This is a genomic window from Planctomycetota bacterium (genome assembly GCA_016207825.1).
GTDB lineage: Bacteria > Planctomycetota > MHYJ01 > JACQXL01 > JACQZI01 > JACQZI01.
On sequence record JACQZI010000005.1, the window covers coordinates 37707 to 61501 of the forward strand.

General features: G+C 46.4%; 18 protein-coding genes. 11 read left to right on the forward strand and 7 right to left on the reverse strand.

Annotation, left to right across the window (positions count from 1 at the left end; genetic code table 11):
* Window positions 1-5 precede the first annotated feature (5 nt).
* Window positions 6-617 carry a hypothetical protein gene (locus tag HY811_00775; protein MBI4833341.1) on the forward strand — a complete coding sequence of 204 codons (612 nt, stop codon included), beginning with the start codon at window positions 6-8 and terminating at the stop codon, window positions 615-617.
* Window positions 618-881: 264 nt separating this feature from the next.
* On the opposite strand, the gene HY811_00780 is transcribed toward HY811_00775, so the two are convergent.
* The 4 genes from HY811_00780 to HY811_00795 all read right to left on the reverse strand — a co-directional run bounded on the left by HY811_00780 (window position 882) and on the right by HY811_00795 (window position 3055).
* Window positions 882-1160 (reverse strand): thioredoxin family protein, encoded by a 279-nt coding sequence (locus HY811_00780; protein MBI4833342.1) that lies wholly within the window; start codon window positions 1158-1160, stop codon window positions 882-884.
* A 3-nt stretch (window positions 1161-1163) separates the two neighbouring features.
* Entirely contained in the window at window positions 1164-1508 is a 345-nt protein-coding gene (locus tag HY811_00785) for a MerC domain-containing protein (protein MBI4833343.1), read from the reverse strand.
* A 101-nt stretch (window positions 1509-1609) separates the two neighbouring features.
* Window positions 1610-2041 carry a heavy metal-responsive transcriptional regulator gene (locus HY811_00790; protein ID MBI4833344.1) on the reverse strand — a complete coding sequence of 144 codons (432 nt, stop codon included), beginning with the start codon at window positions 2039-2041 and terminating at the stop codon, window positions 1610-1612.
* 213 nt (window positions 2042-2254) lie between these two features.
* The gene (locus HY811_00795; GenBank protein ID MBI4833345.1) at window positions 2255-3055 is read right to left on the reverse strand and encodes a hypothetical protein; all 801 of its coding nucleotides are present in this window, start codon (window positions 3053-3055) and stop codon (window positions 2255-2257) included.
* A 465-nt stretch (window positions 3056-3520) separates the two neighbouring features.
* Here HY811_00795 and HY811_00800 point away from each other — a divergent pair, with 465 nt between their 5' ends.
* The 10 genes from HY811_00800 to HY811_00845 all read left to right on the forward strand — a co-directional run bounded on the left by HY811_00800 (window position 3521) and on the right by HY811_00845 (window position 18758).
* Complete coding sequence (locus tag HY811_00800; protein MBI4833346.1) at window positions 3521-4714, forward strand: DNA polymerase IV; 1194 nt, start codon at window positions 3521-3523, stop codon at window positions 4712-4714.
* Between the two features lie 33 nt (window positions 4715-4747).
* Window positions 4748-6775: a sigma 54-interacting transcriptional regulator gene (locus tag HY811_00805; GenBank protein ID MBI4833347.1), complete on the forward strand. Its 2028-nt coding sequence runs from the start codon at window positions 4748-4750 to the stop codon at window positions 6773-6775.
* A gap of 180 nt (window positions 6776-6955) precedes the next feature.
* Window positions 6956-7204 carry a hypothetical protein gene (locus tag HY811_00810; protein ID MBI4833348.1) on the forward strand — a complete coding sequence of 83 codons (249 nt, stop codon included), beginning with the start codon at window positions 6956-6958 and terminating at the stop codon, window positions 7202-7204.
* 74 nt (window positions 7205-7278) lie between these two features.
* A complete protein-coding gene (locus HY811_00815) occupies window positions 7279-7752 on the forward strand; it encodes a hypothetical protein (protein MBI4833349.1) in 474 nt (157 codons plus the stop codon).
* 15 nt (window positions 7753-7767) lie between these two features.
* A complete protein-coding gene (locus HY811_00820; protein MBI4833350.1) occupies window positions 7768-9117 on the forward strand; it encodes a DUF4082 domain-containing protein in 1350 nt (449 codons plus the stop codon).
* 205 nt (window positions 9118-9322) lie between these two features.
* Window positions 9323-10501, forward strand: coding sequence for a PD40 domain-containing protein (locus HY811_00825; GenBank protein MBI4833351.1), 1179 nt, complete (start codon window positions 9323-9325; stop codon window positions 10499-10501).
* Window positions 10498-12129 (forward strand): UbiA family prenyltransferase, encoded by a 1632-nt coding sequence (locus tag HY811_00830; GenBank protein ID MBI4833352.1) that lies wholly within the window; start codon window positions 10498-10500, stop codon window positions 12127-12129. The genes HY811_00825 and HY811_00830 overlap by 4 nt, the downstream gene beginning before the upstream one ends.
* 16 nt (window positions 12130-12145) lie before the next feature.
* Complete coding sequence (locus HY811_00835; protein MBI4833353.1) at window positions 12146-14011, forward strand: hypothetical protein; 1866 nt, start codon at window positions 12146-12148, stop codon at window positions 14009-14011.
* 99 nt (window positions 14012-14110) lie between these two features.
* Window positions 14111-16399 carry a hypothetical protein gene (locus HY811_00840; protein MBI4833354.1) on the forward strand — a complete coding sequence of 763 codons (2289 nt, stop codon included), beginning with the start codon at window positions 14111-14113 and terminating at the stop codon, window positions 16397-16399.
* A 76-nt stretch (window positions 16400-16475) separates the two neighbouring features.
* A complete protein-coding gene (locus HY811_00845; protein MBI4833355.1) occupies window positions 16476-18758 on the forward strand; it encodes a hypothetical protein in 2283 nt (760 codons plus the stop codon).
* A 287-nt stretch (window positions 18759-19045) separates the two neighbouring features.
* Here the strand turns inward: HY811_00845 and pnp are convergent, their stop codons facing one another.
* From pnp to HY811_00860, 3 genes are all read right to left on the reverse strand, one after another.
* Window positions 19046-21229 (reverse strand): polyribonucleotide nucleotidyltransferase, encoded by a 2184-nt coding sequence (pnp, locus tag HY811_00850; GenBank protein ID MBI4833356.1) that lies wholly within the window; start codon window positions 21227-21229, stop codon window positions 19046-19048.
* 338 nt (window positions 21230-21567) lie between these two features.
* Window positions 21568-21837 (reverse strand): 30S ribosomal protein S15, encoded by a 270-nt coding sequence (rpsO, locus tag HY811_00855; protein MBI4833357.1) that lies wholly within the window; start codon window positions 21835-21837, stop codon window positions 21568-21570.
* Between the two features lie 1085 nt (window positions 21838-22922).
* On the reverse strand, window positions 22923-23762 hold the full coding sequence (locus HY811_00860; GenBank protein MBI4833358.1) for an MBL fold metallo-hydrolase: 840 nt from the start codon (window positions 23760-23762) through the stop codon (window positions 22923-22925).
* Window positions 23763-23795 lie beyond the last annotated feature (33 nt).

The following is a 23795-nucleotide window of genomic DNA, read 5'->3' on the forward strand; positions in this document are numbered from 1 at the left end:
TTATTATGATTAAGAAATTGTTGTTAATCGGTTTATTGATGAGTTCGTTGTTGATAATAGCATTATATGCTGAAGAGATGAAACTAACCATTGTAGCTGGTTTATTAAGCGAGGATGTATTAGAACGAGGAACAACTTATAATAAGATACTTGACCAAAGGAAGAATACTATTAATGAACTCGTTTCTATCATTAATCAACCTAATATTGATAAATCTTCTGAATCGAATTCATTCTATTATGCTATTGAATTATTAAAGATATCAAGAGCAAAAGAAGCAGTGAACGCCCTCTCTAACCATTTGATGTATGTATATGACTATCTAAGAACAGACGAGACACTTCCATCTGAATATTATTATGTGGTCGCGGTTGCGCTGGTGGAAATAGGCAACCAATCTATTGAATCAATGCTTGCCAAAATCCAGAAGGGCGACTCGGAAGAAGAACGAAACTTAGCCGCATGGGTAATAATGCAGATTGATGGTAAAGAACAGGCTTTAAATAGAATGGATATAATGATAAATAAAGGTGGCGAAAGCAAAGAAAGATTTGAATCAGCCAAGAAATACATAGAAAATTATAAACCGACCTCTGGACGTCCAAAAAAGAAATAATAGACGAAATAAAAGCATACTGGGAGCAAACCGAAGGTGAAACTCCTGAAAAGTAAAAATCGGCGTTCTAATCCGCTCGTGATTAAGGAGTTATATCGGCAGGAAGTGGCCTGCGAGTAAAGAGTGATGGGAAATAAATCCTCAAAATACAGAGAAGCTGATTAAGCCATTAGGCTCAGACGATTTTGAAACACGGGAAAATGCGTTACATCATCCAGGTTAATATGTATACGCTCTTTGCCGTTATCCTTAATCAGGGCTAAATCACCTGCTTTTCCCAAGCCCCAACGCTTTAAGGGTTTTCAGGTTAATGCCCCGTCCCTTACAGCAATCCGCCAGCTTGCCGTTAATCGCAACCGCGGGCACGGATTTGACGCCGTATTTTTTTGCCTTGGTGCGGCAGATATTGGTCTTGCAACCTTTATTAAGGTCGTAAACCTTGACCTCGCAGGAATCGCAGGCAATCGCTTTTACCTGCTTTACCGCTTCTTTACACACCGGGCATCCGGCTGTAAAAACCTCTATCAATCTTTTCTCCGCCATACGTCACTTCCTTTCTTCAGGGGTGTTATTTAGCGTAATCCGGCAGCAGTCCCCTTCGACTGCCGGCAGATTTTCCGGTTGTCTGATAATGCGCTTTGGCATAATATTCCAGATGCTGGCGATAATCAACACTGCCGCGCCGGCATACAATATTACGCCCGATATAAATAAGAACTTGCCGCCCAACATTACGAGCGATGCGGCTAACCCCAGCCAGAACGGCCCGTATCCGCGGCGCTGTCTTGCCCTGAATAAAAACGAGAGCAAAGTAATCCCGATTAATAAGCCAACCGCCGCCAACAAATAATTATCGTTTAGCAAGAAGCTCAGACCGAGCGACGATAACAGCCCCGCGTAAAGGGGCCAGCAGCACGGTCAGGTCACCTTGGGAAGAAAGACTGCGATAACCGCCGGGATTGACCATAAGGCGCGAATCCATTTATTTTGTTTCATATCCGATTCTCCTTTGATAATGTTTTTATCACCGAACATCCGGCGAGAATTCCTTTGCGCGGACAGGTCTTGATTAAACCCTTTAACGACTTGCGCAACTTACGCAGGCTGGTAATTTTCTCTTCAATCTCCGTGATTTTAAGAGCCACTGATTTATAGACGTCACGGCAGGTTCCCTTTTTGCCGTCTATCAAGTCGAGCAATTGTTTGATTTCCCTGAGGGCAAAGCCGAATTGCTGGGCGTGCTTAATAAAATCGATTCGCTGGATTATTTCCGGAGAAAACAGCCGGTAGCCCTTGCTGAAAAGCTGGTAAGCGGATAGCTTCCTGGGCGGCGCGGGGATAAAGCCGATGCGTTCGTAATAGCGGATGGTGGAAACTTTCACTCCGGATTTTTTAGCCGCCTGCCCGATGGTTAATTCTTTCATGGTAATATTATACTCCCTGCACTTGGGTATAGAGTCAAGTTTTTTACGGTTAAATTTTAGTTAAATACTTGAGTTTGGCAAATTTTGAGTAGAAGGCGGAAAAACCACATAAATAAGAGTTAAATGCCCCTATGTCTCCCTAGACCCTCCCCGACCCCGAAAACATTCGGGGTTGGGGTCGGACACTCAGGGCATCGGGACGGGGTGGAGCCTTTACTTTTTCTCTTTGAGTTCCTGGGCTTGTTTTTTGACCAGTCTCATTTCTTCGGGGTCAAAAGATTCCCAGGCGGTTCCCAGAATCGCCGGATACTCCTTCTCGATTGCCTTGGCCACATAATTTAATAAAACGGCATAATAGGGAGCCACGTTGCCTTTGATTGAATCTTCGTCCCGAAGAATTACGTTATAAGGCACTTCGGTGTTAGGAATCTCCAGGCTCTTAGACCACATCAGCTCGCGGGTCAGGGGTTCCCGCAATTCCAGATTGATTTTCCCGCTCAGCACGAACTTTCCGGTCATGTCTGAACCCTTGCCGCCGCCCAACTTGGATTCGATTTTGACCGATTTGGATTCATAGTCCTGCGCGTCGAGGGAAAGTTCTGTCGTGGAGATAAGAATCAGGTCACTGCCTTTTTTATCCGGAAAGGGAATCTTGTCATAAGAAGCAAATGGGCCGCGGACGCTAAAGCCTTTGGCCGTCAGGAGGCTCAGAAAGCCCGGTTCCAGCTCATCGCCTAAGGATTTAAATTGTTGATGGGGAAACCAAGTCTCGATGTCTTTAGAGAGAAGCCAGGTAATGCCGGGAAGGGCTTTGACTTTAACATCAGCACTGCCTAACAGCAACGTTACGCCCGCGGAATCCGGCTCGGCCTGGGCAGGCGGGGTATAGCTAAAAGCCGGGGTATAGGCCTCGACCTTTGGTTCTTGCTGTTTTTCCGACGGACTCATGTTACAGCCCAGAAACATGCCGGATAAAAGAGCCGCGGCCAAAACTACCAGGCATATTCTTGTCATCTTATTCTCCTTATTTTCTACGGTGGCACAAACCTTTATTCCCACAGTAGAATATCAGAATTATCAGGAATGTCAATCTATTTATTCTGCCTCGTTTTTTTTTGTTATCCAGTTTGACTTTAGCCGTGTTTTATGATATAAATAATATTTTGTAAGCTGATTAAGCGGATTGAACCGGTTTGGTTTGTGTATCAGAAAAATCAGATAAATTGGCTTAATCTGCCTCTACCTATTTATTAAATCAGGCGTCCCCGAATCACGCAAAGCGGGATGAAAGGGACTTACTTTATTAATCTCTTATGGAAAACGAGAACTGTTTCGCCATTCCAAAGTTAAGTATTAAATCAAAGGCGAACGTGCTCATTATACCATTGATAGCAGTATGTTAAACGAGCGCTGCTTCGCCATTCCAAAGTTAAGTATTAAATCAAAGGCGAACGTGCTCGTTATACCAATTATAGCAGTATGTTAAACGAGCGCTATATCGTCCACGTTGATATGGATGCGTTTTTCGCCGCTATCGAACAGCGGGATAATCCGTCCTTGCGCGGGAAACCGGTTATTGTAGGTTCCGATCCTAAAGGGGGCAAAGGCCGTGGCGTAGTCTCCACATGCTCATACGAGGCGCGCAAGTTCGGAATCCATTCCGCCATGCCTATCTCGGAAGCCTATCGCAGGTGCCCCACCGCCATCTTTCTCCCCGTTGATATGGAAAAATACTCGCGCGTCTCAGGCGAGATATTCAAACTGCTCTATGAATTCACTCCGGTCATCGAACCCGTCAGCATTGACGAGGCGTTTCTGGATATCACGGAAAGCTATAAAATCTTTGGAACGCCGCTCAAGACCTGTGCATTAATCAAGGAACGCATCAAAAAGGAAACGGGATTGACTGCATCGCTCGGGATGGCGCCGGTCAAGATGGTTGCCAAGATTGCCTCCGACCTAAAAAAGCCCGATGGCTTTGTCGAAGTGAAAGCGGGCAAGGTGCGCGAGTTCCTGAACCCACTGCCTATCAGAAAACTCTGGGGATTGGGGGAAAAGAGTGAAATCATTTTTAACCGAATGGGGATTAAAACCATCGGCCAACTCGCCCGGATGGATGAAGAGAAATTAGTTGAGATACTCGGAGAAAACGGGCGGCATCTGCTCTCCCTCTCTAAAGGAATCGACCCGCGGGAAGTCGTGACCGAATATGAAACCAAATCCGTCAGCAAGGAATTCACCTTTGATGTTGATACGCTGGATAAGAAAAAGATAGAAGCGACCCTGATGCTCTTGTGCGAGGGGGTCTCGGCTAATCTGCGCGCGGAGGGATTAAAAGGCCGGACCATCACCCTGAAAATCCGGCTGGAAGGCTTTGAAACTTACACGCGGGCGGCAACTATAACTGAGCCGACGAACTTCGAGGACGTGATTTACCAGGAAATAAAAACGCTCTATAATAAGTTTGAGACACGAGGGAAAAGGATTCGGCTTTTGGGGGTGAAGGTTTCGCACTTCGGCGAGGTGGGAATACAAACGAACCTCTTCGAAAAGCCCGACCGGAAAAAGGAAGAACTCCACAAGGCGCTTGACGCCATCAAGAAGAAGTTCGGCGATGACGCCATCCACCGCGCCACGGTAATAAAAAATAAAGACGAGTCACAAACCAGTTGACAGGCAAAGGTATATTTATTATATTATACCAGTATGAAAGATAAGCAATTATCAGAATACCTCGAAAAGATTAGTTCATTCGGGGGAAAAAGCAACTGGCAAAAAGTAAGGCATCTCGGGGAGACGGCCGTAAAAAAGCTGGCGACACTCCATTACACACCCCAAGAAGAATTTACGCTCTACCGCCAGATGGGACTGGCTTATTATAATCTGGTGGAATATCCCCGTTCGGTTGATATTTTCTACAAGGCCTATCTGGTAGCCTCGCGCAATTCATTCCCGCCAATACAAGTAGCTTATGCCCATTACAGCTTAGGGCTTGGTTTTCTTGTAATGCACCACATCAAGCAATCTTTAGCGCAATTACTGAAGGTGGAACAATATTACCAAAAATATGGCGATGCGACCCCGCCGATGAACCGGAATAAGTATTATTTCTCACTTATCTATATCGCTCTTTGCCATCTCTATAATAATGAAATAGACAAAGCACGGGAGGTAATCGAACAGAAACTTGCCGGCCCGATGGAAACAGAATCGAACGGCATTATTTTAAATAGTTATCATCACCTGAAAGGCGAATATGCCTACGCCATAAAAGATTATGTCGCATCCCGCAAGGCTTTCAACGAATGCGTTAAAATCAGCGAGGAGTTCAAATTCCCGCGCGGCATCCTGGAAGCAAAGGTGCATATAGTCACCCTTGATATCCTGGAAGGACATTTGGATTCTGCCGTCCGGCTGGCAACCAGTATCTTTCAAGACGCCCGCCGGATAAAATATAACGAACTCGTTTGCGAAGCCGGATTGCTTTTAAGTAAATGTTATTCCCTCTTCCGCCAGCCGAACAAGGCGCAGGCAATCGAAAAACGTATCAAACCGCTTTTACGGAAACTGGACATCATCTGGTTTTATGAAAAAACCCGGGAGTTTGAACTGCTCTATCAACAAATGGAAACAAGCGTCAATTTACCGCAGGCAATGCATCCCGATACTGCGAGCCGGGAGACGTGGCTGACCCGGACAAAACCACTGCCGGAAGTGCTTGCCCAGGCGATTAACCACTGTTCCGCGCAAATGCCTTATAAAAGTGTGATTATCGGTAATGCACCGCCGATGCGGGAGGTTTGCCAGTTGATTAATCGGATTGGCCCGACCGACCTGCCCGTTTTAATCCAGGGGGAAACCGGGACGGGCAAGGAACTTGTGGCCCACGCGGTTCACCACCTCCATAATCTGCGTTCATCCAAACCGTTATTAGCTTTTAATTGCGGGGCTTTCCCGGAGACCCTGATTGAAAGCGAACTCTTCGGGCATACCAAAGGCGCCTTTACGGGGGCAAGCGAGAAAAAGAAAGGCTATATTGAACTGGCGTCCGGGGGATCGCTTTTTATGGATGAGGTCGCCAATATGTCTTCATCAATGCAACAGAAACTATTGCGGGTCCTGGAAGAAAAACAAGTTTGGCCGCTGGGGGCGGAAAAAGCGATTCCTATCAATACCCGCTTTATTTTTGCTTCCAACCGAAACCTTGACAACTTAGTCCGCCAGAAACTTTTCCGGGAAGACTTGTTCTACCGGATTAATACAATTGTCATTACTCTTCCATCCCTGCGTGACCGCAAGGACGATATCCCTTTGCTAATCCAGCACTTCCTTGCTAAATATTCTCCTAAAGACGCACGACACAGTGCGCAGCCTCCCGTAGGGATAACGCAGGACGCACAACGCCTCCTCACCACCTATTCCTGGCCAGGAAATGTAAGAGAACTGGAAAATGAGGCCAAAAAGATTTGCGTGCTGTATCCTGATGCCAAATTAATCAAAGACGATATGCTTTCCGATGCTATCCGGGCTTGCAAACCAACCAGTGAATATTTATCAAACAACAGATTAACCTTAAAAGAACAGAGGGCAGACTGGGAACGGAATACCATCAAAGAAACCATAAAAAAATGCTCCGGCAATATCACCAAAACCGCCTCCCGGTTAGGATTAGACCGTTCCGGCTTATACAAAAAAATGCGGGAATTAAACATCCCGTTCAAAGATGTAGACTAAACCCCTCTGGTGTAGACTTTTTTCCACACTTTAATCAAATCCATTTTATCGCAGGCGGCTATCCATCCACAACCTCTTTATTTTAAGCAGTTAGAAACTCGGTGCTTTTAGCTAAAACAGCCTTCTTTGGCACGTTATTTGCTATATATAATGTATATATCAATAACGAAAGGATAGCATATGAATAACAACAAAGCGAATAAATCGGGATTAGCTTGCCCCCCGCTCAGCACGGATGATCTCGTTGTGTTGCGCGGCAAACCAATGGCAAAAATAATCCAACCTATTAATAACCATCCTCATCCTGCAAAGGACTCGTTCCCGTCTACAACAGAAGAATGGGTTTACATATCTATCAGGGATAATTCTAATGAACATTATTTCTTTGAAAATCAACAGCTTGTTGGATGGAAGAAAACAGCGGTATGAAAGTATGCATTAATATGCCAGGGAGACGAAAGCCCGCCGAAGGCGGGTCCGTCTCTGGCGGAAAAGGAATGAATATGAAGGCAAAAACAAAATTAGGGCTAAGCATCCTTGGGGTTTTGGGATTGGTGTCAGCGGCGCTTATTGGTTTTACTAACCACACCGCTAAATATGAAATAAAACCGCAGGCTGGCGACAAAATAGAATATAGATGCCGTCCCTTGGCCGTAGGGCAAGGGGCTGAAGCTAAATTAAGCCGCGTAATCGTTTATCAATGCGGGCTTCCGCTTAGCCGGGCTTGTGAAGTTTCTAACGGCGTTATCACCCTGCCGGTTGGCGATGAACGGATACTTTCCATTAACGGATATGATGCCCTTGGAAATCCGGTTGAGACCGAAGGTTCTACCTGGGATATTAACCGGGTTGAATGTCTGTCATGTTGTTCGCAATGTAATAAGCAATTAAGCATAAAAGGCATAAACCCCGGGACAGCAAATATCACGTTAAGATGCGGAGGAATAACCGTTCCGGTAAAAGTCGTGGTGCAGTAACAAAAGGAGCTGTTTATGGGTAAATTAACCATTGGTGTTCTTGTCATCGTCTTTATCATCTCTGGCTCTCTCCACGCCGAAACGTTTATTGAAAACTTTTCGACCACCACCAACAAAGACGCCGGCAACACTACGGCTAACTGGGATACCGCAACCGGTCTTTTAAAACTTCCGGGAAGCGGTGCGACATCCGAAAAACCTTTAAGCACGAATACATTCCCTACTTCATCCCTTGCCGCTGTTTATGAAATAGGTTGGCGATTTATCCCTCAAGTCAATGGTCAAATCACCGCCTTAGGCAGATATGATGATGCGTCTCATAATAATACTATTATTACGTTGTGGAACGATTCGGGCGGACAACTGGCCCAGGTAACGGTGGTAAACAGCGCCGGATGGTCATGGGCGGCCTTAGGTACACCGGTCAATGTAACGGCCGGCACTGCTTACCGGGTAAGCCTTTGGTGTTCGACTGGCTATAAATACGGCGCATGGGCTCAACCACAAATCAGAGGAAATATCCAAATAACCTCATATTGTTATCTTGTGAATACCCATGCGTATCCTAACCTTACGGGGACAGGCTATATGTACGGAGTCCCTGATATAGAATTCACTGTTGGTGGCGGTTACCAAACACCTAAAACCGGACAATCTACAAAAATCAATACAACCTTCGATACCATTCAGGCGGTTAACCTGTCCGTTTCAGGTACTCTGCCGGCGAATACCGCCATTACTTATGAAATCACCGCCAACGCCGGGACAAACTGGTATCAAATCACGCCGACCGCGCAAGGGAATGAATTTATTATTCCTCAAGTCGGCAGGGGAAACGACCTTAGGTGGCGCGCGAATTTATCTACTGCTAATACCAACGTTACGCCGTCCTTGGACCAATTAATAATCACTTATTATACAGGCAGCGCTTTAGTCACCACCACCAACTGGACGGGTTTGGTTAATACGAATCCGATTAAAATGGGTCAATCAATTGCTTATATCAAGTTTGATGCCAAAACCGATTCAGGAACCGCATGTTGGAAGCGTTTTCGTGTTGATAAAGGGCTGAAAACATACACAAACTCTGCCTGCCCGGATAATAAGATTGAAGTCCAGGTTTGGTGTGATACAAATACCAACGGCTTCTGGGATACCGGCGATACGTTTATCGCCAAAGGTAATTTTACTAACGGCACTTGTTACCTCAATATGAACCGCTGGCAGGTAACGACCACCTCTAAAACATATTACATCGTGTATAAGCTTGCTAATGATATTGGAGGTGGTCAACGTGCCGGGGTAAGCGTGAAAGATAGTAGTTATCTTGAGTTCGAGAATGCTACATGTGTAGGTGTTCCGTAACACGAAATCAGTGCGAAGCCTCCCCGACAGGGGGCGAAACTGAAATGCGGAAACACGAAAGATTAATATTCCGTGTTTTCGTGAATTCTTTTCGTGTTTTCGTGTAACAGAAAGGAGGTGCGTGTTCTCGCAAGGGTATAACCTGTGCCCTCAAGGGCAAAACTTGTGCTCTCAAGAGCAGAACTCGTACCCTCAAGAGCAGGACTTGTGCCCACAAGGGCAGAACCTGTGCCCGCAATGGCAAAACCTGTGCTCTCAAGGGCAGAACTTGTGCCCGCAAAGGCAAAACCTGTGCCCGCAAGGGCAGAACTCGTGCCCCGAAATTCTTCGGGGTACCCCCGACCGTAAAAAACTGCTGGAAAACAAAGATTCTAACCAACCCGCATGCTGTCTCTTGGCTCCGATAATCAAGCCGTTTAGCGATACTTTGAAGGAAGCGTGCAAAAATAAAAACCAGGTGATTAAAGACCGGGCCAATCAAGTTCGCTTGAGCCTTTTGGCTTCGGTTAAATCAAAAATCATTTACATTTCCGGCAGTGCCTTACATATAAAGGATATAATAGGCAACGATTCCCCGATAATCAATTTTAACGATATAACAGATTTGCCATCTATCTGTTCGAAATGCAATATCGCGGTCAATCAGGCTGGAGATAAAATCCTGTTTGTCGGCTATGACCGGGAAAAGAACAGGGATATTTATAAGCTGGATATAACAGAGAAAAAATGTTATCGGCTTACAGAAGATACGGCAGATGATTTTGCCCCTTCTTGGAGTCCGGACGGAACTAAAATCACATTTACTTCAACTCGGGATGGCAATGATGAAATATATGTAATGGATGCGGACGGAAAAAATCAAAAGCGTCTTACGGAAAATAAAACTAATGATAGCATGCCTGTCTGGAGGCCGGATGGCACATTCATTGCTTTTATTTCCGACCGTGATGGAACAAACACCATTTACACGATGAATCCTGACGGGACAAACCAGCAGAAAGTTCTTAGCCTTAAAGCGGATAATATTTCCGCTCTCGGAATGCATCCGGATGGGACTAAAATCGCATTTGCCTCCAACCGGAGCGGAAAATATGAAATATACACAGCCGGAGGAATGGGCGATGAAATAACACAGATAACCAAATGTCCGGAAGAGTTTGAATTCGTCGGCAGTCCAATCTGGAGTCCGGACGTCACGCAAATCGCGTTTGCCGCAAAGGTAAAAGGGCAACATGAGATTTATATAATGCCTGCCCGTCCGTCAGGCGGGAATGTGGACGGCTCAAATATGCGCAATATAAGCAATAATCCAGAAGCTGACGATCTTTCGCCCGCTTGGATTCCATCCGATTTAAAAAAGCTTTCTATCTTATTTTCAGAATGATTAATAAACTAAAACGTTTTATTGACTCTATCGAAAACACCAAGCTTGGTTTCGGCTGGTGGATAATTACTTTTTCATGCATCATTCTGGTCCGAAATTTCCTCGAAGGGATTTTGGAGATTGATAAAACCATCGGGTTTATAGATGACCCCTATGCATCTATAATGAGGTTTTTTAGCCACTATCCCCTTTTCTATCTTAGCCAGTTTTTCATCCTGGTAATCCTGCTCCGGTTGCTTACAAAGGAGCGGATAGAAAAGATATCCAAAACAGTCATAGTATTCTGGATTATCACCTGGTTTCCGCCTGTTTTCGACTTCTTTTTCTCCGGAGGCAAGGGGGAAAACGCCGTATACTTTTTCACGGTCAATGAAGTCTGGAATTTCTTTATTAACTGCGCCAATCCGCTGGTAAGTTTTCCCAAAAACGCACCCCCGGGCATCCGGATAGAGTTTGTGTTGGTTAGTTTATTAGCCATTATCTATGTTTTTACCAAGACTAAAAAACTGATTAAATCAATTGCCGGTGCGATTCTATTCTATTTGTCTTTTACCGTTTACGCCGCTGGTTTCCTGGCTATATTGGCGCATATATGGAATGCAATTTTTCCGCAACTTCCTCCGCTTAATACCGGAACGCCTTTTGAGAAAATATATAACGACAGCCCCAGTTTGATAATCAGGTCAGACCAAAGGGTCTCTTTAATTTTCCTGCTCGTTATAATGGTTGCGATATTTATCTGGTATTTCTTGTATGACCGCAATAAGTGCCTGGCGCTTTTAAAGAATATAAGGCTAACCAGATGCATTCACTTCTGCGGGTTAGTCCTTGGAGGAATACTATTAGGCTATCTTGCGGAAAGAAATAATTTACTTGGAGTATTTAGCAACCCGATAGACTATCTTGCCTGCATAGGGCTATGCCTGGCAATCTTTTTTGCCATCCAGTCTTTGATAGTCGTGAATGATATCTTTGACATTGAAAGCGACCGTATCTCCAATCCAAACCGGCCGTTAACACAGGGAATTATTCCATTGGATGAATATAAAACTATTGGATTGGTTTATTTCCTGTTAATGGGTTATTTTGCGGCTAATATTTCATATCTTTCTCTGGTAATCACCCTTTTCTTTAGCGCTTTATACCTGATTTATTCTATTCCGCCTTTCAGGTTAAAACGTATTTTCCCGTTTAATATGATGGTGATAGGAATAAACTCTTTGGTGGCGATGCTATTGGGTTATGCTTTGTTGGGAGGCTCAAAAACGGTAGAGAAATTTCCTAAGGAGCTTATGATACTGGTCCCGCTAAGTTTTTCCCTCGCGGCTAATATTATTACCATTAAAGATGTTAAAGCTGATAAGCAAGCAGGAGTAATCACCCTGCCGGTTTTGTTAGGGGAAAAGATAGGGAGGATAATTATTGCTTTTTTGGTTTTAGCGGCTTATCTGGCTGTTCCGTTAATTTTAGGCATACCTCAATTATGGCTGGCTTCTATCCTGTTTGGAATACTGGCTGGCTTCTGGATTTTAAGAAAGAAATGGCAGGAAACGCCGTTTTTTATCAGTTATTTTATTTATTTAGCAATCGTATTCTATGCGATTGGCATGAGCAGTAAATATATTTAAGTAAAAGGAGGAAATTATGGGAAAGAAATGGATAATAGGAAATTCCCCTCTATCAAGAGGGGTTAGGGGTGTGTTATTTCTCTGTGTTCTTTGTGCCTTTGTGGTGCCGTCTTTGGCGAGCCTCGCCCCGATGGGCGGGAATCTCTACGCCGATAGCTGGTCACAAACCACCTTCCCGGCCGGGACGGGTGTTTTTACCAGCACCCAACCGGCTAACGGAAATGCCGATGCTACACTATCCAATGCTTTTAACGTGGATTCCGGAACAGGTGCGGATGGCGCGTTTGATTCTTCCACATATAACGGAAGTTCTATTGCCGGTATTTCCGGAACCGCTCCTAATATAACTATAAATACCAGCAATGCAACTAAACTGGGCACGTATAACTTCACCACATTTACCATTGCCGCAGGGCATACGGTTACAGCTAATGGAACTAACTTTTTAATTATTAAAGCAACCGGAAATGTAACGATTAGCGGGACTTTAAATGGCAGCGGCAGTAATGGACAAGATGGTTCCACTACCGGACAAGCGGCAGGCGGTGGCGGCGGCGGCGCAGTGAAAATATTGTCCGCCGGAAATATTACCATAAATGCCGGTGGATTTATTCTGGCTAATGGGGGAAACGGAGGAAATGTTGATAATAACTACCCCAATACTCCAGGCGGGCCTGGTGGTCCGGGTGGTGGCACCGGCGGCGCGGGATGTGGCTACGGCGGAGTATCAGGCGGCAGACCAGGAACTGGATCCGGTCCCGGTGGCGGTGGCTGGACTGCTGGCGGTGGCGGCGGCGGTTATGGTGGCGCTGGAGGAGTTGGTGGCGGCTCGGCAGGAGTTACTTATGGAGCGGCTGATTTAGCCACCTTATACGGAGGCAGCGGCGGCGGCGGCGGATGCACAGGTAACGGAGGCGGAGGCGGCGGCAGTGGCGGAAGCATCTTCTTAACCTCTGGTAATGTAACTATTTCAGGTTTTGTCAGGGCAAATGGCGGTAATGGCGTGGCTTCTACTAACGGAGGAGGAGGCGGCGGAAGAATCAGAGTGGAATCGCCCACGATTACCGGTTTAGCCAATTGCACTGCCAACGGCGGTACCGGGGTCCCTAACAACGGCGCGGCTGGCACCATTTCATCTTCTACAGGAGGAGGCGGTTATGCGGCTTCAGGAACTTATCTTTCCCCGCTAATTAATCCTTCCGGACTTGTTTCCTGGGGTGCATTGACATATACTAAAAACACACCTGCCAATACAACGCTTACTATCGATGTTCTGAAAGCTGATGATAATTCTGTTTTATCTAGTAACGTTACTTCCGGCACCAATTTATCATCCCTTATTCCAGCGTATACATTTATTAAACTTAGAGCTAATTTTTCATCTACAAATCCTTCCAACACTTCAACACTTTCAGATTGGGGAATAAATTATACGGGTGGAGGCACAACTGTAACCACCTCAAACTGGACGGATTTGACTCAAGGGAAAGCCGTTCAAATGGGACAATCAACCGCTTATGTGAAATTTACCATGAAAACCGAATCCGGGACGACCCGCTGGAAACGTTTTCGCATTGATAAAGGATTAAAAACATATACAAATATCGCCGCGCCGGACAGTAAAATAGAAATCCAGGTTTGGTGTGAAACTAGTGGCAATGGATTCTGGGATTCCGGAGATACGCTTATCAGTAAAGGCAACTTTGTTAACGGCACGTGCTGGCTTAATATGAAACGCTGGGAGATAACAACAACGCCTAAAACTTATTATATTGTATATAAACTCAAAGACGATATCGGTGGCGGACAACGTGCTGGAGTAAAAATAACTAATTCAAGTTATTTAGAGTTTGAAAATGCTACTTGCGTCGGCGTTCCTTAGAAACGGCTACAACAAATATTATTTCTTTAAGAATGAATACTTAGTAATGCGAAAAAAAAACGCTTATGAAATTATACACCTATAAAAATGGAGATTTTTATGCGCCACATGAAAGTTTGTAACTTTGGATTTTGGGGATTGATAATTATTTGGAGTTTAGCAATTGTAAATTGTGATTTGGGTGCCGATACCTGGCTGCAAACGACTTTTCCGCCCGAGACAGGAACGTTCAATAACACCTCGCCGGCTAACTCTGATAATGATATAATTCTTACCAGTTCAGTTGCGATTAATGTTGGTACCGGTTCTGATGGTGCAATAACCGTTGCCGCGGCAAAAAATATTAATACGGATACCATTGCCGCCGGCAGGACTGTCGCCGATGGCTGGAACTCACGCGTTTCCGCCCTTACGGCAAATACAGCGACTCTTGTAGATGCACCACCGGCTAATACTTTTAACGTGGGGGATGAGGTTATTCTAATATCACTTAAAGGGATATCCACTGCTTCTTCTAATGTCGGACTCTATGAATTTCTCCGCGTTCAATCGGTCGCAGGGAATATCCTAACTTTTACGACCAATAAGGTCAATTGGTATGGGGATGGAGCTAACGATACCAATGTTGGAACGAATCAAAAAGTAATGGTCCAGCGTGTTCCGAATTATACAGATGTAACGATTAATTCAGGCGGATCGCTCACTTGTAATGCTTTTAATGGAACGAAAGGCGGAATTCTGGCATTTCGCGCTAAAGGAACCGTGACAGTTAATGTTTCCAATGGAATTAGTGCTACTGGAAAAGGATTTGTAGGAGGCACCGGCGTCGCTTATACCGCAAATGCCGGAGGCGGCGAATCCTATAACGGAACCGGCGGAATAGGCGGCCCTTATAACGGCGGAGGAAGCCCCGGCCAGGGCGGCGGCGGCGGCGGCGGCGATAATAACGGCTCTGTTTTTGCTGGAGGCGGTGGAGCGCTTGGTTCCGGTGGCGGTGGCGGCGGCGGGGCAGGAGCAGGCGGCGGTTATATTGCCAGAGGAGGAGGCGGCGGAGGCGGCGGACACGGGAATAACAGTTTCGGAATGGGCGGCGCTGGCATTAACTCGGGAGGAAACGGGACAACAACATCAGGAGGCGCCGGCGCAATCGCGGCAAGGTCAGGCTCCAGCGATAACGGCGGCGGAGCGGGCGGCGGCGGTTATGACGGCAGGGCGGATTCTTCCGGACTCAATACACGGGCGTATATGGGCGGCGGCGGCGGCGCAGGCGGCGGCGCGACTAACTTAAATAATTTAGGCGACGCCAAAACAGGCGCTAACGGAGGAATCGGAGGCGGCATCATTATTATTTATGCATCCTTCATTAATATTACAACGGGAGCTTCTATGACCGCCAATGGCAACAACGGCGCGAATGGTGCAAGCGGCACATATGGACGAGGAGGAGGCGGCGGGGGCGGTGCCGGAGGTTCTATTATAATATTAGCAACTCAAATAATCAACTCAGGCAACATTACTGCTGATAAAGGGAACGGAGGAACAACGACGGATGGATACACCGGCGGTGCCGGCGGCAATGGCAGAATCTACGCACGCTATGTTTCTTTCAGCGGTAATAATCCTACCCCGAATTACTATAGCCTTGCAATACCTTATATTACGCCTGGTAGTTATATTTCCCCGGCGCTTATTCCAACTGGCGTTTCTTATTGGGGTGTCTTAAAATATTCGGTAACATCACCCACTAATACCGCCTTAACCGTGGATGTAATCAGCTCATCTAACAATTCATTATTAGTTGCAAATGTGCCTTTTGGAACAGACCTTAAAGCCGCTTACCCTGCGACATTTGTAAATATTACGGGAATAAAACTTAGGGCGAATTTCTCTGCCGCAGATACAACCAAAACCCCGTCTTTGTCTTACTGGCAGCTGGAATACGCCACGGGCACTGCAGTCACCACCACTAACTGGACGGATTTGCTTAATGGGAAATCAATTCAAATGGGGCAATCAATCGCTCATGTTAAATTCAATATGAAAACCGAGGCAGGAATAACCAAATGGCGCCGTTTTCGGGTTGATAAAGGAGTAAAAACATATACCAATATCGCCTGCCCGGATAGCAAAATAGAAGTCCAGATCTGGTGTGAAAATACCGGTAACGGATTCTGGGACATTGGCGATACGTTTATCTCTAAAGGCATCTTCGGCAATGGAATATGCTATCTTAATATGAAAGGCTGGGAGGTAACAACGACATCAAAAACATATTATATTGTCTATAAGCTATCAGGGGATGTCGGCGGAGGACAGCGTGCCGGCGTTAAAATAACAGATAGCAGTTATCTAGAATTCGAAAACGCAACTTGCGTCGGCGTTCCTTAGTGTAATAATTATCGCCGAAGTCCCGCCCCATGGCGTCGGGGTATAGGGGTGCCGTAATAACACATAAGAATTAATCATGAGAATAAGTAATTGGAAATTGATTGTGGGCACGTTCTTTTTCCTTTGTGTTTTTGTAATTAATCATCTTCATGCCGATACCTGGTCGCAAACAACTTTCCCGATAGGGACAGGAGTATTTAGCGATACCTCTCCGGCTGATTTTGACAATGATGTAAAACTAATCGGCACTCTTGTAATTGATGCCGGTAACGGTGCAGATGGACCTTGGACTATTTCCACATCTGTTAATATTAATGTGAATACCAATGGAAATGGTGGACGGACCGCACCTGATGGTATTAACTGGCAGGTCAATCAGAATGTTGTTTCAGGACAGGCTGTTATATCATCAGGAATAGCCGTTCCTACCGGATTTGCCGTCGGTGATGAGATTATTATAATTAACCTCAAAGGCGCTTCCGGAAATTATGCTAATGTCGGCTTATATGAATTCAAACGAATTTCTGTAGTTGCCGCTAATTCAATTACTGTCACTTCTAACTTGACTAATTCTTATGATGGAACAACCCAAAAAATAATGGTCCAGCGAATTCCTAACTACACTAATGTAACAATTGATACAGGAGGTTCTTTGACCTGCAATGCATGGAATGGAACTCTTGGTGGCGTCCTCGCTTTTAGGGCAAACGGGACAGTAACAGTTAATGTGGCTAATGGAATTAATGCTAATGGTAAAGGGTTTACCGGGGGCACAGGCACAACATATGATGCTAATGCCGGTGGAGGAGAATCTTATAACGGTGCAGCCGGCAGCGGAGGAAAAGGCAATCCCGTATCTGTAGGAAATAGCGGACAGGGTGGTGGTGGTGGCGCAGGTGATACTAACTCTGATGCGACCCAGCGTGCCGGAGGAACCGGTACAATCGGTTCCGGAGGCGGCGGGGCCGGCGCTTGCTGGACTAACAGTAACTTCAGCAGCTTTGCTGGAGGAGGAGGTGGTGGTGGACATGGTTCTGCTGGAGGAGGAGGCAGCAGCGGCTCTGCTAACGGACAAACACCAACCGGTTCTCAGGGAGGTAGTGGCTTAAACAATGGTGGCGCATCAGGTAGCACCAGTGGCGGGGCCGCACAATATGGCGGCGGCGGTGGTGGTGGCGGTTATGACGGCAGAGCAGATTCTTCCGGCCTTAATACACGGGCGTATATGGGCGGAGGCGGCGGTGCCGGCGGCGCGGTATGTAATACGAATTACGGTACTTCAAGAAATGGAGCTTCGGGCGGTTCAGGCGCAGGTATTATTTTTATCAGCGCTAATACGCTTAACACCGCTTCAGGGGCATCTATTACCGCCAACGGAGCTAATGGGTCTTCTGCGTCTACTGCAACAGGTTCATTTCCGGGTGCCGGAGGTGGCGGCGCCGGAGGCTCTATTATCTTATATGCAATGACGGTAAACAATAGTGGTAATATCATAGCTAATGGAGGCACTGGAGGAACGGTACAATATGCCGGCGGCAATGGCGGCGGAGGAAGAACATTTGCTGCGTATAATTCTTTTAATGGGGCTGCGCCTACGCCTAATTATTCAAGCGGGACACTGCTAATGGGATACTCTTCATCCGGCACATACATTTCTCCTTTAATTAATCCAACCGGACTTGTTTCTTGGGGGGTCTTAACTTATACTAAAAATACACCTGCCGATACAACTTTTACCGTTGATGTCTTAAAAGCAGAAGATAATTCTGTATTAGTTGCCAATGTCGCTTCGGGGACTAATTTGGCATCTGTTATTCTTAACTATACTCTTATTAAACTCCGGGCAAATTTAGCTACTTCGAATCCGATAGCAACTTCCACGCTTTCAGATTGGGGAATAATTTATACAGGAGGAGGCACAACTGTTACAACTACAAACTGGTCAGATTTGCTTAACGGAAAATCAGTTCAAATGGGCCAATCAATAGCTCACGTAAAATTTGAGATGAAAACTCTGTCAGGAACAGCGCGCTGGAAAAGATTTAGAATTGACAAGGGATTGAAAACATATACAAATATTGCTTGTTCTGATTCTAAAATAGAGACACAGGTGTGGTGCGAAAATAATAATAATGGTTTTTGGGATATCGGCGATACGTTTATCAGTAAAGGTAATTTTACCAATGGTACCGTGTATCTCAATATGAACCGCTGGGAGGTAACGACAATACCTAAAACGTATTATATTGTATATAAACTCAAAAATGATATCGGCGGCGGACAACGTGCCGGCGTTAAAATAACCGATAGCAGTTATCTTGAGTTCGAGAACGCCATGTGTGTTGGAGTACCACCATAAGGATGTTAGAATTTTCCGCCAGAGGCGGACTCGCCTTCGGCGGGGAGAATGCTACGTGCATAGGAGTTCCTTAATAATCTAAAAAGTTAGCTATTAATACCTGCCCCCGCAATGAAGCAAGGCATCCTCTACCCCTTCGGTCAAGGGAAGCTGTGCACAGGGAAAAAGTAATCCTTCAAATCCGCGTAGCAAAGCTCTGCGTCCAAAATAAAAAAGGGCGTCCCGATTTCTCAGAACGCCCCTTCATAACATACTAACAACTAATAACTGTCCTCTGACAACTTCCTCTACCTGCGCCTATCGCCACTAAACCGATTATTTTGCCTGGGAGGACGGGGCCTTTCCTGCTGCATCCCTTCCGGAACCGGTGGCTCGCTCGCCGGGTCAACAGCTTGCTTGCGGCTGAGCTTAATCTTGCCCTGGTCGTCTATACCGATGCACTTGACCGGGATAATATCGCCCATCTTGACGACATCGGTGACGCTCCCGACATAGCGGTTGGAAAGCTCGGAGATATGGACCAACCCTTCCTGGCCGACCAGTATCTCGACAAACGCACCGAAGTCCTTGATGGAAACGACTTTGCCCTGGTAGATTTTGCCGATTTCGGCTTCTTCCACGATACCTTCCACCTGTTTCTTGGCGGCATCAAGAGAGGCGGCGTCCTTACCGTAAATGATAACCTCTCCGGTATCTTCTATTTCAATCTTGACGCCTGTTTCTTCCTGGATTCTGCGGATGGTCTTGCCGCCGCCGCCGATAACCGCGCCGATTTTATCCGGCTTAATCATCAAGCGGACAACGCGCGGTGCATAAGCAGAAATATCCGTCCTGGGCGCGGCAAGCGCCTGCGCCATCTTTCCCAAAATATGGAGACGGCCTTCTTTTGCCTGCGCCAGTGCTTTCTTCATGATGTCCATAGAAAGGCCGCCCACCTTTATATCCATCTGGAAACCGGTAATCCCGTTGGCGGTGCCGGCGACTTTGAAATCCATATCGCCGTATTTATCTTCGCTTCCGAGAATATCGGAAAGTATGCTGATATCGTTCCCTTCCTTAACGAGTCCCATGGCGATTCCGGCAACCGGGGACTTAATCGGCACACCCGCGTCCATCAGGGAAAGCGTCGCGCCGCAAACCGTTGCCATGGATGAGGAGCCGTTTGATTCCAGGATATCGGAAACCACCCGGATGGTATACGGGAATTTCTCAAAGTCCGGCAGCATCGGTTCCACCGCCCTTTCGGCTAAGTGGCCGTGCCCTATTTCACGCCTGCCGGGCCCGCGCAGAGGTTTCACCTCTCCCACCGAAAACGGCGGGAAATTATAGTGGAGCATAAAACGCTTGACGTATTCATCGGCCAGCCCGTCTATAATCTGCTCGTCATCGGCTGTACCGAGCGTTGCCACGACCAATGCCTGCGTCTCGCCGCGGGTAAAGAGCGCCGAGCCGTGCGTCCGGGGCAGTATCCCCAAATCGCAGGTAATCGGGCGTATTTCCGTCAGGCTTCTGCCGTCCATCCGTTTGCCGCTGGTAATCAGCTCGCGGACTATTTCCTCTTCAATCTTGGTGAATGCCGCCTTGATGAGCTTGGTCTGCTTTTGGGCATCGGCTTCGGGAAGACTCGCGCAATAAGTTTCAATCTGCTTCTTTTTTATCTCGGAAACGGCGTCATGCCGCTCGTGCTTGCCTTTTATCTGGATTTTGGTTTTTAATTCGTCATGGATTTCCTTCTTCATCTTTTCATAAAGCGCCTTATCGAATTCCGGCGGAGTCACTTCCATCTTCTTCTTATCGGTCTTCAACTGTTTCTGGAGAGCGACCAGTTCCTTAACGGCTTTATGGCCGAACTCGATTGCTTCCAGCAAGGCTTCCTCGGATTCCTCCTTGGCGCCGCCTTCGACCATGAGGACCGCGTCCGCCGTGCCGGCGATGACGATATCCATCGTGCTTTCTTTCATTTCCGATATTTCCGGGTTGAGGGTGAGCGTCCCGTTGAGCTTGCCGACTTTTACCGCGCCGATAGGCCCGTTAAAAGGAATGCCGGAAAGCACCAGACACGCCGAGGCGCCGTTGATTGCCAGGATATCCGGGTCGAAATTGCCTTCTGCGGAAAGAACCATGGACATCAGCTGTATTTCGTTCTGGAATCCTTCCGGGAAAAGCGGCCTTAAGGGGCGGTCAATCAACCGCATGGTTAAGATTTCCTCCGTGGTCGGCCTGCCTTCGCGCTTAAAGAAGCCGCCCGGAATCTTTCCGGCGGCGGAGGTCTTTTCGCGGTAGTCCACGGTCAAGGGGACCATAGCATCGTCCCACTGGGATTCTCTGGCTTCACCGGCAACCACGGTCGTTAAGACGACCGAATCGCCGTAGGAGACGAGAGCCGCTCCGTCTGCCTGTTTTGCCATCACACCTGTCTGGATGGTGAACTGGCGCCTGCCTAATTGCAGTGTCACTTCCTGTTTCATGATTAAACTCCTTTAGCGGGAGTGTCGTGAACCTGATTTTCCGGACGGGAAAGTATGAAGGTTAAGGAAAAGGTAGGTACTACATTAATTTTTTATTAATCACCATCCCCGAATCCCGCAGGGGTGAGTGGGATAGGCGCCACACTTCCGCCATCCTCTCAACCCGCAGGGCTGAACGGCATAGGCACATCAATATTGTACCTACCTCGCCCTAATAACCTTCTTCATTACTTCCCGCTTCCGCGGTTCTGTTTAAACTCCCTACTTTATTATTATCCCGATACACAGTATTCGGGAATATTATTGTTTATGTATAAACGGACTTCTTAAAACGAGCCGTGTTATTTACGAATGCCGAGCTTCTTGATAATTTCCTGGTATTTGGATGGCTGGTGTTTGGCAAGATATTTAAGAAGGGCTGAACGGTGTCCGACCATCATAAGCAAGCCCCTACGGGAATTGGTATCCTTGGGGTGGCGCTTAAAATGTTCGGTTAATTCGGCTATCCGCTCGGTTAAGAGCGCGATTTGGACCTGTGACGAACCGGTATCTTTCTTATGCACCTGGTGCGCCTTAATAACCCCTGTCTTTTTTTCTGCTACTAATGCCATATCATTTATTATTAATTTATTAACTCTTATAGGATAACATTTAATAGGAAATTGTCAAGAAATAATCACACCTCTACAATATAATCAATCAGGTGTCCCCGAATCCCGCAAGGCGGGAGAAGTGGGATGTTTACCTTAATAACTTTTTAGTATCAATGACGTCCCCGCCTCCGGAACGCAACCGAAGGTCCCCGACAGGGGGTGATGTCCCGACCGGCTGTGTCGGGATACAATCCATAATAAAGCATAATCAAGCGTTCCCGAAATGTAACGAAGTGGTAGTGAAACGTGACGCCATTTTCCGCCCTGATTTTTGGATAGGAAGAGCCTACTATCTTTATAATGGAGGGGTACCTTACTATGATGCCATATTTAGCTTAATTATAATAGATAGCTACCTTACTATGTTGCCATACTTAGCTCTATTATAATGGATAGACACCTTACTATGATACCACGCCTATTTTAATTATAGTGGAATGGGGCCTTACTTTGATGCCATACTTATTTTAATTATAATGGATGGCTACCTTACTATATTGCCACACTTAGCTTAATTATAATGGATAGGTACCTTACTGTGATGCCATACTTGCAATATTTATAATGAAGGGAGAGTTAGGTAGGAGGGGGGTAGGGGTATGGGGGTAGGCTGAAACACGCTTATATTGAGATGCAAACGCATATATTCGTTTTCAGGAAAATTGGGGATGAGGCGTATTACCGCAAAAGAAGCCAAGGCGAAATCGCCCAGCTAACCATAGACATCTTCCTGAACGGGTTGAGGCCGAGGAAATAGCTTTTACTATCAGAAAACTACCCACATCACGCCGAGGCATATTACAAACCATATTAAGATAGCATGCTTAAAATATTTCCTTGGGGACCGATCCTGTTTATATAAAAGACGTTTAGTCGGGTCATTACTCCCCCATCTCCACATCCAATCAGGAAGAGCCCTTTCCTTTTTCATATCGATAAAACAAACAGCTATCCCTATCAGAAAGATAAATCCGGTAACTATTAATTTGATTTCTATAGGCATCATATCAATTATTTCAGGGACAATTCAGAGGACGTTTTGTTTACAGACCCAGTTCCATCCCCTCAGCCGTGGCGAAGCAGTCCAATGATGATTTCTTGTTTTTGATGATACGACGGCAATCCGAGACAAAGCCGTCAATCGCTTCGTCTTCCCTTTCCTGGTTATGGTGGAATAAGCCGAACTTTTTCACCTTAGCTTCCAACGCCAGCCGTAAAGCGTCCGTATAAACGCTATGCCCCCAGGTCTTGGTCCGGGCGTATTCCTCTGCCGTGAATTCGGCATCGTGGATAAGCAAATCCACACCCGCACACGCCTTGACGTAATCCGCGTATTCTAATCCCCCCGGATGCTTATATGTAAGCTCGTTATCCGTTATGAAGATAAAGCTTTTCCCATCTTCGGTAAACTTATAACCCATGCCCTGGTCAGGATGGCTCAATAAAATCGGTGAAACAGAGATAGAATCAATCTTAAATGTTTCAGTACAAATGCCGTGATAGGTAATATCCGCCTTGACTTCGCTGTAATTCACCGGGAAGTTCGGATGCACCATGGTGCCGGAAATTATATTCTTGACGGAATCCTGGGCAAATGGGCAGCCGAACATATCTATTTTAGTCTGCTTCATGTGAATGGGCTTAAAGAAAGGGAATCCGAGGATATGGTCCCAGTGCGCGTGGGTGAAGACCAGCGAATATTCAAACCGCTTTTCGCTAATAAGTTTGTTGCCGAGCTTCCGGATGCCCGAACCGGCGTCAACAATGATTATGTAATCGTTTTTCGTCCGTATTTCCAGGCAGGTGGTGCTCCCGCCGTATTTCAGGTATTCTTTGCCCGAAACCGGAATCGAGCCGCGGCTTCCCCAACAGCGAATTAACATTTAAGCGAGTATAATAAAAATATTGGCGTATTT